Annotated in this window: 12 protein-coding genes and 2 pseudogenes; 7 read left to right on the top strand and 7 right to left on the bottom strand. The window is 69.2% G+C overall.

What is annotated here, in order from left to right; translation table 11 throughout:
• Positions 1-32: 32 nt before the first annotated feature.
• From AB0L89_RS34530 to AB0L89_RS34540, 3 genes are all read left to right on the top strand, one after another.
• Complete coding sequence (locus AB0L89_RS34530) at positions 33-761, top strand: FAD-dependent oxidoreductase (protein WP_365150183.1); 729 nt, start codon at positions 33-35, stop codon at positions 759-761.
• A 53-nt stretch (positions 762-814) separates the two neighbouring features.
• Positions 815-979, top strand: a complete 165-nt coding sequence (locus tag AB0L89_RS34535) for a hypothetical protein (RefSeq protein ID WP_365150186.1) — start codon at positions 815-817, stop codon at positions 977-979.
• A 230-nt stretch (positions 980-1,209) separates the two neighbouring features.
• Positions 1,210-1,521 (top strand): hypothetical protein, encoded by a 312-nt coding sequence (locus AB0L89_RS34540; RefSeq protein ID WP_365150189.1) that lies wholly within the window; start codon positions 1,210-1,212, stop codon positions 1,519-1,521.
• A gap of 588 nt (positions 1,522-2,109) precedes the next feature.
• Here AB0L89_RS34540 and AB0L89_RS34545 read toward each other — a convergent pair.
• Positions 2,110-2,663: pseudogene (locus AB0L89_RS34545) on the bottom strand (LysR family transcriptional regulator).
• Positions 2,664-2,804: 141 nt separating this feature from the next.
• Here AB0L89_RS34545 and AB0L89_RS34550 point away from each other — a divergent pair.
• Both AB0L89_RS34550 and AB0L89_RS34555 read left to right on the top strand, forming a co-directional pair.
• Complete coding sequence (locus AB0L89_RS34550; RefSeq protein ID WP_365150399.1) at positions 2,805-3,332, top strand: DapH/DapD/GlmU-related protein; 528 nt, start codon at positions 2,805-2,807, stop codon at positions 3,330-3,332.
• 49 nt (positions 3,333-3,381) lie between these two features.
• Positions 3,382-4,285: pseudogene (locus AB0L89_RS34555) on the top strand (IS5 family transposase).
• Between the two features lie 2,002 nt (positions 4,286-6,287).
• Here the strand turns inward: AB0L89_RS34555 and AB0L89_RS34560 are convergent.
• The 3 genes from AB0L89_RS34560 to AB0L89_RS34570 form a co-directional block, all read right to left on the bottom strand.
• Positions 6,288-6,563, bottom strand: coding sequence for a hypothetical protein (locus AB0L89_RS34560; RefSeq protein ID WP_365150192.1), 276 nt, complete (start codon positions 6,561-6,563; stop codon positions 6,288-6,290).
• A 216-nt stretch (positions 6,564-6,779) separates the two neighbouring features.
• On the bottom strand, positions 6,780-8,327 hold the full coding sequence (locus AB0L89_RS34565) for an alpha/beta fold hydrolase (RefSeq protein ID WP_365150195.1): 1,548 nt from the start codon (positions 8,325-8,327) through the stop codon (positions 6,780-6,782).
• A gap of 101 nt (positions 8,328-8,428) precedes the next feature.
• Complete coding sequence (locus AB0L89_RS34570; protein ID WP_365150198.1) at positions 8,429-8,794, bottom strand: DUF4190 domain-containing protein; 366 nt, start codon at positions 8,792-8,794, stop codon at positions 8,429-8,431.
• Between the two features lie 277 nt (positions 8,795-9,071).
• Between AB0L89_RS34570 and AB0L89_RS34575 the strand changes: the two genes are divergently transcribed.
• Both AB0L89_RS34575 and AB0L89_RS34580 read left to right on the top strand, forming a co-directional pair.
• Entirely contained in the window at positions 9,072-10,349 is a 1,278-nt protein-coding gene (locus tag AB0L89_RS34575; RefSeq protein WP_365150201.1) for a histidine kinase, read from the top strand.
• Entirely contained in the window at positions 10,346-11,095 is a 750-nt protein-coding gene (locus AB0L89_RS34580) for a response regulator transcription factor (RefSeq protein ID WP_365150204.1), read from the top strand. Before AB0L89_RS34575 ends, AB0L89_RS34580 begins: the two co-directional genes overlap by 4 nt.
• A 69-nt stretch (positions 11,096-11,164) precedes the next feature.
• Here AB0L89_RS34580 and AB0L89_RS34585 read toward each other — a convergent pair whose 3' ends face one another.
• From AB0L89_RS34585 to AB0L89_RS34595, 3 genes are all read right to left on the bottom strand, one after another.
• Entirely contained in the window at positions 11,165-12,637 is a 1,473-nt protein-coding gene (locus AB0L89_RS34585; RefSeq protein ID WP_365150207.1) for a hypothetical protein, read from the bottom strand.
• A 954-nt stretch (positions 12,638-13,591) separates the two neighbouring features.
• Entirely contained in the window at positions 13,592-13,900 is a 309-nt protein-coding gene (locus AB0L89_RS34590) for a hypothetical protein (RefSeq protein ID WP_365150210.1), read from the bottom strand.
• 173 nt (positions 13,901-14,073) lie between these two features.
• Positions 14,074-14,997, bottom strand: coding sequence for a MerR family transcriptional regulator (locus AB0L89_RS34595; RefSeq protein WP_365150213.1), 924 nt, complete (start codon positions 14,995-14,997; stop codon positions 14,074-14,076).
• Positions 14,998-15,019: the final 22 nt, after the last annotated feature.

The following is a 15,019-nucleotide window of genomic DNA, read 5'->3' on the forward strand; positions in this document are numbered from 1 at the left end:
GCACGGCCGACGATCTACCGAAAAGGATCCCCATGTCAGCCGTTGTTGTCGTCGGCGCGGGCATCGTCGGCGCCTCGGCGGCCTACCACTTGGCGTGTCGGGGTGCCCCTGTCACCCTGCTCGAACAGGGGCCGGCGCCGGGCTCCGGGGCCACCCGGGACTTCTTCGCGTGGGTCGGCGAGTCGGAGCGCGACTGGCCCGGCGGAGCTCGGGACCTGTGCGAGTACGTCCTGGCAGACCATCGGCGCCTGGAGGCGGAGCTGCCCGACGTCACTATCCGCCGGACCGGCTCGCTGAGTTGGGGAGGCGACTCGACTCAGGTACCACGGCTGGGGCCCGGCCAGTTCCGTGTCGGACGACGTGACATCGCCGACCTGGAACCGAACCTCCGAAGCCCTCCCGACCAGGCCATCCACATCCCCAGCGACGCCGGTGTCGACGCAACGGCGTTGACCCACGCACTCGTTGCCGCGGCCGGTGCCCGCGGAGCGACCGTGCTCTACGACACGGCCGTTGCCTCGCTGCGCATGTCGGGTGAGCGAGTCGAGGGAGTGCTGTCGTCGTCCGGCCCGCACACCGCCACGACCGTCGTACTCACTGCCGGAACGGACACCCCCAGGCTCTGTGAGCCACTGCCGACCGAGCTGCCCGTCACCGCCTCCCCTGCGACCCTCGCGCGGATCACGGCACCGCCCGGCCTGGTCAAGACCATCGTGGCCCGCCCTAATCGCCCCAGGAACTGGCGTTGTGCGTCTCCCTGACTTCAACTCCACGCTGTCAGCCAACCGGCACTACAGCGCCCACGTCCTGGGACGTGAAGATCAACAAGAAGGGCAGGATCACCGGCCCCACTGCCGAGCCGGCGAACATGCCGGAGTTCCGCGGAACCCAGGAACTCAACCGGTACCGCAGTGCCGCACGCACCTTCATGTCTGGGGGCCCCAGCGGCACCGTGACCATGCCCGACGACGCTCCCTGATCGTTCTTCCGAGTCGATCCCAGCACCGGGTACTTTGGCTACATGAACTCCGGCGGCAGCATTTTCACCTTCTTCCGCCCGAACGATGCCCCGATGCAGTACTTCTGGGAGCAGTTCAAGTGACACCATGCGCAGGCGGACTGGCCTCGCAGTTCCAGCGCGTGGCCCGGGCAGCGGGGCGAGCCGATCCCCCGCTGCCCGGGACTGCCCTGCGAAGCTGGGAACAAGTAGTGAAACTGTGCGCAGAGGGCTACGACTTCGACGTCTCCGAGTACCTCAATGACCTGTCCATCCGGGGACTGCTGCAGCACGTCACCGACGACCCGGTGGTGCAGTCACTGCCCGAGTACTCATGGTTCTCAGCCGAACTCTCCCGTATCGACGAGGGATTCCGCGCACTCTTGGCCAACGGCGCGGTCATTCGGCCCGACGAGAGCCGCTGGTGGCTCCGCTCCCTTCCGACACGGGGACAGGAAGAGTTCGTGGACGACGTGCGCGAGCGGTACGGTATCGACATCGAAATGATCGAAGCAGCTGACTGACAGCAGGCCGCCTTGGACGTCCAGATGCTGACGCTGCCCGAATCGTGCAGCACGATCCTCTTCTCAACTGCTGCCTGGTATGCGCCACAAGCGAGAGATGCCCATCATGCGCGCATAACCTCCAGAACATCCCTTGCGCATTCATCCGCCACCACTTCTTGGTGACACTCGAAGAACCCGTGCGGCCACTGCCACGTCACGGCTGCCCTCCGACAGCCCATGGCCCCTCTGCGGGAACTGTGTGAGCTGGGAACTTCCCAGCGGGAGAGCACACGCAGCCGGCGAAGCACCGGCCCGAACATCAGGACCTCAGCAGTCCGCCCGCCCACCAGTCGTGCGGCTGGCCATCGTCGGCGATGCCGCTCCCGGGAAGTTACTCGCTCGCCAGAAGGGCTCTCACAGCAGGGCCGTGTCCGGCGTGGTCGTCGGTGTAGAGGATGAGGTCGGGGTGGGTGCCGGTCCAGATCGGGTGGTAGGCGGGGAACGGTGGCGCCCTCGTCGCAGACCTCCCGAGGCGAATGCCGGCTGACGCGGTATCAGGGGTACTAGGGCGTGTCCGCTGATTCGGTCGTGTGGTCAGCGGTCTACTCAGTCCGGCGCCCAAACGTCGTGCGGGGTTCGCGGGCGTGCGGTGCGCAGATGGTCGCGTAGCGCGGTCAGCGCGAAGTGCTGGTCTCCGCTGCGGAACAGCGGCGCGTGCGGGTAGACCGGGGTGGGGTCGTGCAACGGGATGCGCCGTAGGTCGTGGGTCTGGGGCCACGGATACCGGTCTCCGCTGCCGACAAGGGTGGCCATCGAGGCCGAGTCCGCCAGCGTGTCCGTTCGGGGCGGGAGCGGTGTAACCGGTAGACGGCCTGGGCCGGGAAGATGCGCCGATTGAGGACATCGACGCGCGAGGGACGGCTTCCGGGGCGCATGGCTTGCTCGGCCTGTTCGGCCTGTTCGGTGGCCGCCAGGACCTTCTTGGCGTGCGGCAGGAAGACCTGCCCGTCCAGGCTCGGCCGGGAGCCTCGGGAGGTCCGCACCAAGAGCACGACCTCGATGTGCCTCTCCAGGGCCGCGATCTACTTGGAGACTGCCTGCTGGCTGACCCCCAGCTCGTCGGCCGCAGCCTGGAACTGGCCGGTCTCGGCGACGGTCACGAACGTCCCAAGCGCTTCAACATCCGGGCTTCCGCCTTCCTTTCACAACCATTGGTTGTGCCTGGAGTGGTGCAGGGTTGTTTGATCGAGCATTGTGCGCGGTGGTGGGATCAGCGCATGTCTACCCGCACAGAGCAGGTCATGTATGTCCGGACAGCTGAGTTCGTGCGCCATACGGAGCGGATCGTGAAGGTGACCGATGCGACGTCTCGACTGAACGTGCTTCCGTTCAGCGACAGCGAAGGTCGCGCGGAACTACTTTCTGTTGTGTTCGGTGGCCCGCTGCCGGAGTCGGTGATGATCTACCCGCCGTTCTTTACCGAGTACGGGCTGAACACGACGTTCGGCGAGAACGTCTTCGTCAACCAGGGATGCACCTTCATGGACAAGGGAGGCATCCGTATCGGGAACGGCGTCATGATCGCCCCAAAGGTCAGCCTCATCACCGGAGGACATCCACTGCCCCTGGCCGAGCGCCGCGAGTTCCTCTCCTTCGCCCCGATCGTCATCGAGGACGATGTCTGGGTCGGGACGGCGGCCGTGATCACGCAAGGGGTGACCATCGGTGCCGGTGCGGTGGTCGCTGCCGGTGCGGTGGTCACTCGTGACGTTCCCGCCGGCACCGTGGTCGCGGGAGTGCCCGCCCTGGTGATCAAGACGATTGACTGAGGCCGGCCGGGCTGCTGGCCCGGGTGCACGGCACCTCTGCGGTCTGGTTCTGACGCCTCGCCACGCGCGGTTGACCGACCGGCAGTGGGACCGCATCCGACCTCTGCCGCCCTCCAGTACCGGTCGTCGTGGCAGGCCGTGGGCCGAACACCGCCGCATGGTGGAGGCGATCGTCCGCCGGTACCGCACCGGTACCCCTTGGCGGGACCTCCCAGCCCGGTCCGGATCCTGGAAGACCGTGTGGGCCCGCCACCGCCGCTGGGCCGCCGACGGCACCCGGGACCGCGTGCTCGGCATCCTGCTCGCCCGCGCGGACGACGAAGGGCTGATCGACTGGCGGGTGGTGGACCAACCATCACCCGGGCCCACCAGCACGCCACCAACACCCGCCGCCCCGAGAAGTGCCCGGCCGCAGCCCGAGGGCAGGGCCTCGACGCCCACCGAGAGCCCGCCGGGCATGCGATCGGCCGTTCCCGCGGCGGGCTGACCACGAAGATCCACCACGCCGTGGACGGTCAGGGCCGACCGCTGGCCGTCGCCGTGACGCCCGGACAGACGCACGACGGCCAGTCCCTGCCATTGCTGCTGGGCGGCCTGCGTGTCCCCAGGACCGGAGCAGGCCGCCCGTGCACGACCCCGGCCACGCTGCTCGATGACAAGGCCTACTCCTCCCGCACTATCCGAGCCGCACCCAAGGCCCGCGAGATCACAACGGTCATCCCTGAACGGCGTGACCAGCAAGAGCACCATCGTCACCGCGGTTCAGCAGGAAGACGTCCCTCGAAGTCCGATCCGGCGGTCTACAAGAACCACCACGTGATCGAGCGGTCCATCGACCTGCTCAAGCAATGACGGAGGCCGCGGGGACGCCGGCCACCAGGTTCGACAAGCTCGCGATCGTCTCCCGCTCGGCCGCGGTCCTCAGTGCTGTGCTGGTCTGGGCTCGCATTTAACGGACGCGCCTTAGTGAGGCTCCCAGTTGCCCTGAGGGGTCACGTCTCCCGCAGTGGGCGTTCCGGGTACCACCTGGGCGCAGCCGCCGGGGCATCGAGGGGCCGACTCACTGGCCTGCACGGCGGCGGACGCCCCGAACAGGAGCGCCCCGGTCATACCGCAGGCCGTCAGCACGCCCGCAGCGGAGCGAAGAAGTATCTGCTTGGTCATGTGGTCCTTCCACGTCGCAGGCCGCCCTCTTGCCGTGGGACGGTCCGGCCATTTTTTCTGTGTACTGCGTCCCCGCCCCCTTCGCCGGTCGGGGGCGCAGCCGACGCCCGACCGGCGAAGGGGCCGCTGGATTACTCCAGCCAGGTTCCGACGACCCTGTCGCCGAGGTTGCACCATGCGGTGCTCTTCGCGGGCGCCCATACCCAGGGGCCGTAGTGGATGTAGCGATAGCCGCCCAGAGTCTCGCACCGGATCACCTGCCGGTAGCGCCCCGCATCGCACCAGCCGCTGTTTCCGTGGTGGCCCCCACTGCCGCGCTCCGGTTGACCCCAACACGCCTGCAACCGAGGCATGCCGGACGCAGGGGCCGCGGCCGACGACGAGCTGCTGTCCGCCGCGGCACTCGGAGCGAGGGTCAGCGCTCCCCCCAGGACTAGCGTTACTGAGGCGACCGTTCCTGCAATACGGCCTTTGATCATGCAGATCCCCCTGGTGTCGACGAGATGCGGGCGTCGCCGTGGGCGCATTCCTGCTCCCTGTACGACGGGTCGCGGTGACGGGTCCTGTCACCGCGGTCGCTCGCGTGCCTCAACCTAGGCTTCGGCCCAGGGCCGCCGCCAACGTTTCGAAGAGCATCAAAACGTACCCGGCCACAGGCCCCCTCCTCCCCTCCCACGGCTTGTTGCCCGCCCAGCCATCGCGTCAGAGCAAAGCACTCTGTCCCAGCAGAGCGATACCCAGGGACGTGACCGTGTGAAGGACCGCCTCGCCCCTCGCGCCGAGAGGTGGTCCTGCAAGGCGGGGCATTGCGCAGCGCCGCCGTATGGTGGCACGCGGTCGCCGACGAGATGTCTCGCTCGCGCGAGGCGCGATGTGCCCGGTTGTGCGCGTGGACTTTACTGCCTCGCCCCTGAAGGGATTCTCCTCGCTCGGTGACACCTGCACATCGGCGTTCAAGCGGTGTTCGTCGAACCAGCCGTTGCTGCCGTACAGCCCGGCTCACAAACGTTGTTGTCGTGGACGTGCATCTCGAAGTCCGTGCCATGGCCGATGCCGAAGGCGTCCATCCACCCCCGATACCCGTCGCTGGACTGATCAGGTCCTTGGGTCCCCCAACTAGATCGAGCAACTCTCGTGGATCGGCAAGTCAGGGTCGTGATGGGCGTCGTGGTCACTGCGACCGGGTACGCAGGCAGGGCAAGCAGCGGGGCCGCCGGGTACGGTCATCCTGTCTGGTCCTGCGGTCATCGGGTCCAGTCAGGGTGAAAACGTCGCCGACTTCCCTCCTGGCACTCGACCGCTGGAGAGGCTTTCGGGCGAGCAAGGCGCGGGGCAGGTATCCGGGCCCTGCTTGCACCGGGCACCGGAGGGGGTGGGCCGGCGTCACGGCAGCGACCTTGATCTGCGTGTGGCCACCGGATTGCGGCCCGCTCCGGCCCGAAGCCAGACGGCTGCGGCGCCGGCCAAGGCGAGTCGGCTACCGGGCCGGCGCTTGCCGCGCCAGTGAGGATCACAGCAAGCAGGTCTGCATATCCCGTGAGCACAGGGCGGGGAGATGCAACGAGCCCCAACAGCGCTGGACTCGTGTGCGGGTCCGCCGCGCCATCGCGCCCACTATGGGGGCGTTGAAGAGGTCCCCGGGGGGGGCGACGCCGATGCCTGCAGCGGTCACGGCCAGGTCCCGGCCGCTGAGGCGGTACCAAGAGCCTCGTCCCGGCCGCTGATTCGGGTACCGTCCCTCCGGCCGGTCGAGAGGGCGGGCGGACCGGTGGGCGCGTCGGCCCGGGACGGTCAGGGAACATCCCCCGTCCAGTCCCACCGGTCCCGGCCACCGGGGCGCGGGTCGTACAGAGCCCGGCCGCCGACACCGAACTGCCCCAGCTCAGTGGGCAGCGCGACGCCGGCATCAAGCTCGTCCTGCGGCCAGCCGGTGATGTCGAGCAGCAGGCCGTCCAGCGGGCCGCCGACCAGTTCGGCGTACGTCCGGCCCGGTTTGGGTCCGGGGCGCGGGTGGTCGTGATCCTCGCCGTAGACACGGCCGCGCAGCAACTCCTCATCTCTGTCCATGCCTGCCAGCCTCCCAGCCACCACCGACAAACCGGGAGGGGCGACCGCAGGCAAGCACCCCGGACAAAGCGACGGCAATCCCCCTCCCCCCTTCCTCCCCTTCCTCCCCTTCTCCGTCCGCCGTGTCCCGGGAGCGTCCAGGGGCCACGGCGGTCGTGTGTTCCCGGGCAGCTCAAAGGTGATGGGGGGGCGGGAATCGCGCAGCGGTGCGGGGTGCTACCTCTGCCCGGTGGGAGCACGGCAGGTCAGGTCCTTGGTGGGGAGCCTGCCCGTGGTCAGGTAGAGCGTTGCGGTGCTGTCCGCGCAGGGGCTGCTGTCCGGGGCGTAGAGGACGCCATGGCCCTCACCGTCGGCGACGGTGAGCATCCGTGAGCCGCGCAGGGCCCGGTGCATGGCCTGAGCGGCGAAGAGCGGCGTCTGGGAGTCCCACTCGTTCTGCACGATCAGCGCACCGACGGTGTTGTCGATCCTCGTCTGCGGCTCACTGCCCCGCCCCCAGAAGGCACAAGGGGTGATGGCGGCCGCGAAGTCGCCGTACAGCGGATACCGGGCCTTGTCACGGATCGCCTCACGGCGGTAGCGCTCGGGGTCATGCGGCCAGGTGCGGGTATCGGCACACATGATGGACCACGCGCTGGAGAAGTAGGCGTCGTCAGACTCCTCGGTCTGGCCGGGTGTGCCCCAGGGGGCCGGGTGCGTTCCCTGGGCCGCCTTCTTCAGGGCGGCGATCCGTTCGGCGGCCTTCTGCACGTGGAAGAACGTGCGGTTGTCGGCACGGATGCCGTCGCCGGTGAGGGTCTGTCCCCCGAAGCGGACAGGGGTGCGGTCCGCCCTCGCGATCAGGTCCCAGTAGGTCTTGCGGACCTTGGCCGGGGTATCGCCCAGTCGGTACGTCGCGTGTCGGCGGGCCGTCCACACGGTCCAGCGCGTGAAGGCGAGCTCGGCGGCCTTGGCCATGTCCTGGAACATCCCCCGGTAGATCCGGGTGGGGTCGGATGCGCTGTCCAGCACGATCCGGTCGGCCCGTTGGGGGAACAGCTGCAGATAGACGGCGCCGAGGTAGGTGCCGTAGGAGATGCCCAGGTAGGAGATGGTCTTCTCGCCCAGCACGGCGCGGATGACATCCATGTCACGGGCGCTGTTGCGGGTGGTGAGGTGTGGCAGCCTGTCACCGGCCCTGGCCCGGCACTTCCCCGCGACGGTACGGGCCCGCTCCACATCCTCCGCGAAGGTCGTTGCCTTGTAGGGGTGGTCGGCCTGTTCCCGGGCGGTCAGGCCGCAGCTGACCGGCGAGCTCGCCCCGACACCCCGCGGGTCGAAACCGACGAGGTCGTAGCGGCGCTTGACCTCCGCGGGCAACTTCAGGAGCGGGTCGGCGGGCAGCTGCCGTCCCGGTGCGCCGGGGCCGCCCGGGTTGAGCAGCAGAACGCCGTGCCGTGCCTTCGCGCTGCGCGCCTTCAGCCGCGATATAGCCAGGTTGATCGTCTTGCCGCCGGGGTCGCGGTAGTCCAGCGGCACCGTGAGCGTCGCGCACCGGAAGGCGGCGGGGCCCTTGGCGTCGCAGCGTTTCCAATGGAGCTTTTGGTGCGTGTACTTGCGCAGAGGGTCCTTCGCGGTGGGGACGCCGGATGTCGGGGGCGCCGTGGAGGTGGTGGAGGCCGTTGCGGGTATCAGCGAGGCCGTTGCGGGCGTCAGCGCCGAAAGGGCGGCTACCGCGAGGCCGACGGCCAGGAGGGAGGCCTTGCGGGTGTTTCTGCTTCGCACGAGGATGCGCGTCCTTGTCGAGGAGGCCGAGGAAGTTGAGGAGGTCGAGGAGAGTGGGCTGGGCAGCCGGCCGGTTCCGGCGGGAGACAAGAGGAAGACGGTCAGGTGCCGCTCAGGTGCTCGCGGACGCACTGCGTGTACTGGCGGAAGCTGTCGGGCTGGTAGCACTCCTGCGTCTTGTTCGCGTACCAGACCATGAAGACGGCGACCAGCCCGGACACCACGATCGCGAGGGACGACGTCACCACGGCGGTGACGGCCCTGCCCCGGCCCGTACCGGTCCGCCGGGCCGTCATCAGCGCGGCGATGCCCAGAATCAGGCCGATCACGGCGAGCGGGCCGCCGATGAAGACGACCGAGGTGCACAAGGCGATGATGCCCACGGTCATGGCGGCCGTCGCCAGGCCGTTCCTCGGTGCTGCCGGCCCCGGCACCCGCCCGTCCGGCACCCTTCCGTCCGATGTCATTCCGTGCGATGCCATTCCTTCCGGCGCCCTTCCGCGCGATGTCATTCCGTTCGGTGCCGTGCGAGTCCGTACGGCCTGGTCCTGAGCGGACACCGTGTGGTGCAGCGGCGTCGTGATTCCCTGGGCGTTCATCGGCCCGTCCTTCCGTCCCGTCAACTGATGTGCGACCCCGATCCTGGTATTCGGGGCCCGCGGACACATCGCGGGAAGGCGGGAGAATTCACTCCCCCGATCGAGGGAGGCCTCCGGCCGGACGCCCGGTCATACTTATCCGGCCATGTTCAGAAGAATCCGGCCGCTGCTGCGCGGCTCCACATACTCCGGTGCGCTCTTCGCCTACTGCGGCGCCCTGGCGAGCCTTCCCCTGCTGCCTTTCGCCGCACTGCCCGCACTGGCCCGGCCATCGGCTTCCGTGGAAGTCCAGTACACACTGACCGTGCTGGCCTGGTCCCTACTGATCGGCGCGATCGGACTGGCCCGCACCACCCGGCGGGTGCTGATCGCCTGCACCCGGCGGATGCTAGGCGTGCCGCTGCCGGATCCGGCGGACGGGCACCGGCGTGCGGGCTCGGCCCGTGACAGGACGGCCTCGTCCCCCGCCGTATCGGGCGCCGACCGCCTGCGCACCCCGCTCTGGCTGCTGTCACACGTGGCGCTGGGGTGGGCAGGCGCGCAGCTGAGCATCCTGCTGCTGGTCGCGGGCCTGCTCCTGCCCGGCGGCTGGGCCGGCGCCGAGGCCGGGGTGAGTGTGAACGGCTGGACGCTCCGGGCACAGGACGGCTGGCAGAGCTGGGTGGCCGCGCTCTGCTGCCTGCTGCTGGCAGCACTCCTGTGCCTGGCAGTGACGCGCGCGCTGCAGTGGCTGGCACCCCGGCTGCTGGGCCCCTCGCCGGCCGAGCAACTCGCCCTGGCGGCCGAGCGGGAGCAGGCGCTGGCCGAACGCAACCGGCTGGCCCACGAGCTCCACGACTCCATCGGGCACACCCTCACGGCCGCCACGATCCAGGCGGCGGTCGCGGGCGAGGTGCTCTGCGCCGACCCGGTAGCCGCGCGGGCCGCCCTGCGCAGCATCGAGGAGTCGACCCGGGCCGCCCTGGAGGACCTCGACTACGTGCTGGGCATGCTGCGCGAGGAACAGACGCAGACGACGCCGACCCGCACCCTGGCCGACCTGCCCGAACTCCTCGACCGGCTGCGCCACGCGGGCGCGGTCGTGGAACCGGAGCTGTCGGACGGCTATACGCAGGTGCAGGGGACGCTCTCCAGAGCGGCCTACCGGATCCTGCAGGAAGGGCTGACGAACGCGCTGCGGCACGGAGCGGGCGGCCCGATCCGGGTCACGGTGACAGCCGCACCGGACTCGCTGGAACTCGGCGTCGTCAACCGGACGGGAACCGGCAGCACCACGAGCCCGGATGCCTTCCCGACATCCGGGCACGGCCTGCCCGGCCTCTTCGAGCGAGTGCGGCTCCTGCACGGCGACATCGAGGCCGGGCCCGACGGGCCGGGCCACTGGCGGCTCATCGTCAGCCTGCCCGTACGCTTGCCCGCATGACCGGCACACAAGCGAGCGCCACGGCCGCGACCGGGCCCGGCGCAAGCACCGCCGACACCACCAACACCTCCGGCTCCTCCGATGTCTCCGGCTGCATCACCCTTTTGATCGCGGACGACGACGAAGTGACCCGCAGTGGTCTGCGCACACTGCTCGCCCTCCAGCCCGGGATCACCGTCATCGCAGAGGCCGCCGACGGCATCGAGGCCGTCGAAGGGGCCCGCCAGGTGCGGCCGGACGTGGTCCTGATGGATGTACGGATGCCGCGCCGCAACGGCATCGAGGCCACCCGGCAACTCCTCACCGGGGCGGCCGACCCGCCGAAGGTCGTGGTGATCACCACCTTCGAGAACGACGACTACGTCACCGCCGCCCTCAGCGCCGGCGCCAGCGGCTTCGTACTCAAACGGCTCCCCGTCCCCAAGATCGCGGAAGCGGTCCGGGTCGTCGCGGCCGGCGAGGCCATCCTCTTCCCCGCAGCCCTGCGCCAGATGGTCACCGCCCGCCCACGAGAATCCGCCCAGGCACTGCCACAGGCAGCACTCACGGGACGGGAGGAGGAGGTACTGCGCCTGATGGCCACCGGTCTGTCCAACCCCGACGTCGCGAAAACCTGCAGAGTGAGCCTGGAGACGGTCAAAACCCACGTCGGGAACGTGCTGACCAAACTCGGCGCGCAGAACCGGACCCACGCGGTAGTGATCGCGTACGAAACCGGGCTGGTCGTGCCCGGGAACATGGGCTGACACGGCATCAGATGAGGCCGTGACCTCAGGGGCGCGCGGCCGCGGGCCGACGCGAAGGCGGGCGCCGGGTCAGCCTCCGGCCGTCAGCCGCAGCAACTGCCCCATCTGCGGGTCGAAGACACAGTGGTGCCCGCCCATCGGCAACGCGGAGGAGCGGACCACCTCGGACACGTCGACATTCACGTACGACACGCCCTCCAGTTCCCGTTCGGCCAGGTCGGCGAGCGCGACCGGGGGCGGTCCGTTCGTGCCCTGGATGCCGTCGAAACCGAGCGCGCCCCATTTCCTGCCGGTCGTGGCGAGCTCCGCCGAGTCGCCGATCATCTGCGCGGACAGCGGGTACAACACCCCGAGGTGACCGTCGAGGTGGGAGAACGAGCAGATCAGCGGGCCCCGCACGAGCCGCTCGAAGCCCCAGAGCGCCCCGTGGCCCGAGACCTGCTGGGGCAGACTGTCGGCGAACGCGAAATGCGACAGCTCGCCCTGCAGGATGGTCAGCGAGTCCAGCATTACCGGGGCGCAGCCTCCTGCCTCCAGGCCGCGTAGCGCGAATCCCGCAAGGCGTCCGCCGAGCCCGTGGCCGACCAAGTGCAGCCGGACGTCGGCGCCGTCCACGATCGCGGGCAGACACGGCCCGAGCCCCCACTCCCCCACCAATGCGGCCCTGCGGCGCAGCACGTGGCGCACGACCTGTCGGAAGAGTTCGTGGGCGCCCAGCCACAGGTCCTCGTAGCCGATCTCCTCGCGCCGCAGTCCGAGCGGTCCGCCGGCGGCCACCGTCCCCGCCCTGTGCACTCGAGGGCTCAGAGCCCTCGCCGGCCGGGGTCCGGCCGTCCCGTCCTCCTGCAGGGTGCCCTCCCTGGAGACCTCGACGTCGCCACCGGACTCGTGCCGTGCAGGCCGGCCCGCGCCCTCACCCAGCGCGTCACGCAGGTCGTGCAGGGCGCCCGCGAACCCGGCGCACACCGTGCGCGTCTCCTCGAAGAGCATCAGCGGGTCGGCCTGCGCCACCACTTCGCCCTCGGTGTCGGTGGCGAAGGCCGCCAGCGGGTCCTGCAACGGGATCTGGGCCAGGCGGCGCAGCGCCGTGCCCAGGTCGTCGAACGCGGGATCGGCGGCGGGCCGCTCGTCCAGCAGCCCGGTGATCCGCGCCAACGCCTGCGCGCTCTCCGGCAGATGCCGCTCCAGGTCACCCGCCATCGCCGCGCTCACCCCAGGTCTGGCAGCCCGCTCCTGCTCGGTCTCCCGCTCCAGGCCAGGCAGTCCCTCGTCCCGGAAACACAGGGAGGGCCAGTGCACGCCGAGCATCCCGACGCTCCTGTCCTGTCCGTCCCACGCTTCGGCGAGCAGGGCACGGAAGGCTCCGTCGACGGCGGCGGTGACCTCAGGGTCGTTGTGGGCCCCGTGCACCACGACGTACAGGTCGCGCACGGCGCCCTCGCGTACGGCGTCACGGACCCGCCCGACCTGTGCGTCGTCCGCCTCGCCCCGACGCCCCAAGCCGAGGGCTCCCAGGTCGAGGACCTCTTCGCGTCGCGACATGCTCCAGCCTCCACCGTCGCTTGGGGCCTTCCTCGTGCCCTGCCGGATACCCGGCACACACCAGGGCCGGTGGATGTACGGCCAAACTACGCCAGGCCACCGATACCGAGCAGACACAGTCCTGCGAGGCGGCGGCCCGGGGATCGCGCTGCCTTCCCTGCGGAGGGCAGGCGCATCCAGACTCCAAGCGTGCAGCCTGCACGAGAACGGTCGAGCTCGTGCGTGCGCGTCGGCTGCCAAGGGTGGGACGGAGGCGGTAGCGGCTCTCAGCAGTGGAGGTGCTGCCCGGGGACGACCTCGGGCCCTAAGACTCGGCCTACTTGACCAAGACGACGAACAGTCCAAGGATGCCGGCGATCTCCGCGGCTACCGAAAGCCACAGCCGCCATGGGCTGTTCTCCCCCTGTGACAGAGGGGAAGGAGAAGCCCTCCCAGCGGCGCTGTGTCCCATGTTCGAAAGGTGGGCTGATGGCGGTGTTCTGGGGGTGGCGCCATACCGCCCGAAGACGTCGGCCGCATTCCAGGGCTCAGGCGTACGCAGCCGGCTGCGGCGCCCTTCCTGGATCTTCTTCGCCACTTCCCATGCCAGAAGCACGGTGGACACGGCAAGCCACACCACCACGGCACCGAGTAGACATGCGTCCCAACTGTCACTTCCATGGTTCCCCCGAAGCGCCATCTGTGCCGCTCAGCCACCCCGTCGCAGCTGCCGTCACAGCTGCCGTCGCACCGACTATGCCCACGCCGGAGGCATCATCACGCCTCAAACCGATTCCGTTCGGTACAGACGATGGCCCCGGCACGTTCAGCGGACGTATCGGGGTTGCCAGGGTGTCCTGGATGGCGTCGCGCAGACCCGGGGAAGTGTCGTTTCAGTGGTGGCGGCTTGCAGTCGTTGAAATCAACGGCTTGTCGGTGGCGACCCATTTCCTCAACGGGTCCGGGCTGGGTGCGTCAGAGGCTGCTGTCGATGCCAGTGACAGCAGGAGGGCCCAGTGGGGCGTCAGCTTCCTTGACACCCGCCTCTCTCAACGCGGCGGTGAGCAGCCGTGTGGCGTTCAGTTCGGCCTCGTACCGGTCCGGCGCTTCGACTTCGAGGCGGATGGAGAAGGTGTTGTCCTCGTTCAGGGTGAGCAGATCGAGGCCTTCGTTCTCGCTCACATCCGTGTGCCGTGACGCCAGTGCCCGTTCGAGCGCCGACCGCATCGAGCCGGTGACGTCGGTGAGGAACGTACCCGGGACGGTAATGACGAAGGTGGTCATGGCAACTCCTCGTACGGAACGGCACTTGCACAGGTCCTGCTTCCCCCATCGATGTGCCTTGAACGCGCATCCGCACCTGAGGCACCCTGCCAGCACAAATCTGGCGACCCAGACCGCCGGAACCGCAGGCCACTCGCAGCAGTGAACCCTCATGGCGCGACGGCCAATAGCCGCTAGGCCTTTTTTTGGGTAGCGGGTGAGTCTTGGGCGGACAGTTTTTCGGCCAGTTCCATACAGCGCAGGCGGGCCGGGGAGAAGTCGTAGGGCATCTTGCCGGTGGCTTCGAGCACGTTCATGGAGCCGGCCTCCCGCCTGCCAGAGCCGAGGTCGGCTTCGTGCTCGCCGTCATCGGCGGTAGCGGCGTGCAAGGTTTCCCAGGCGTCGAAGAGGGCATCGTCGTCTTCATCCAGGCCGGATTCCTCGATGACCGCCTGCAGGGCGCGTTCGAAGGCGTGCCGCTCGACGGCTACTTGAGCCACCCGTGGATCGTCGACGGCGACACTGTCATCGAGCGCCTCCTCGGCGTCGTCGATGCGGTCGGAATCCTCCCGCAGAGTGGGATGCGTGGCCAGGGCGACGAAGCGGCTGGCCTGGACGGCCGCGCCGAGCGGGCCGAAGATCCGCTCAGTGACCAGCAGACTGTCCAGGTCCGCCTGACGCAGGGAGCCCTCGGGCAGGCCCTTGAGACGTTCGGTGACGAAGTCGGAGAGCAGACCCATCCGGCTGCCTTCGGTGCGCATCCGCTGCACGGCGGTCCGTTGCCGCCGCAACTCCGCCTCCTGTTCGGCCAGGGTTGCCTCCAGCCGCTCCAGGATGCCCGCCATACCGTCTCCGGCGTCCGCATCGGTGGAACCCATACCGGTGGTAAAGGCGTCACGGATGTCGTCCAGGGCGATCCCGGCGTCGGCCATCCTGCGAATCCACAGCAGGCGGATCATGTCGTCGTACCCGTAGCGGCGACGGTCATCGCCACCCCGTTCAGGCTCGGGGAGCAGGCCGATCGCGTGGTAATGGCGAATCGCCCGTGGCGTGCTGCCGACGAAAGCCGCCGCGTCACCGATCTTGACCTGTCGGGGCGGCATGAAGGACGAATGCATGAGCAGGGACCTTTCCTCAAGG

Source organism: Streptomyces sp. NPDC052114, from assembly GCF_040680155.1.
Classification (GTDB): domain Bacteria; phylum Actinomycetota; class Actinomycetes; order Streptomycetales; family Streptomycetaceae; genus Streptomyces.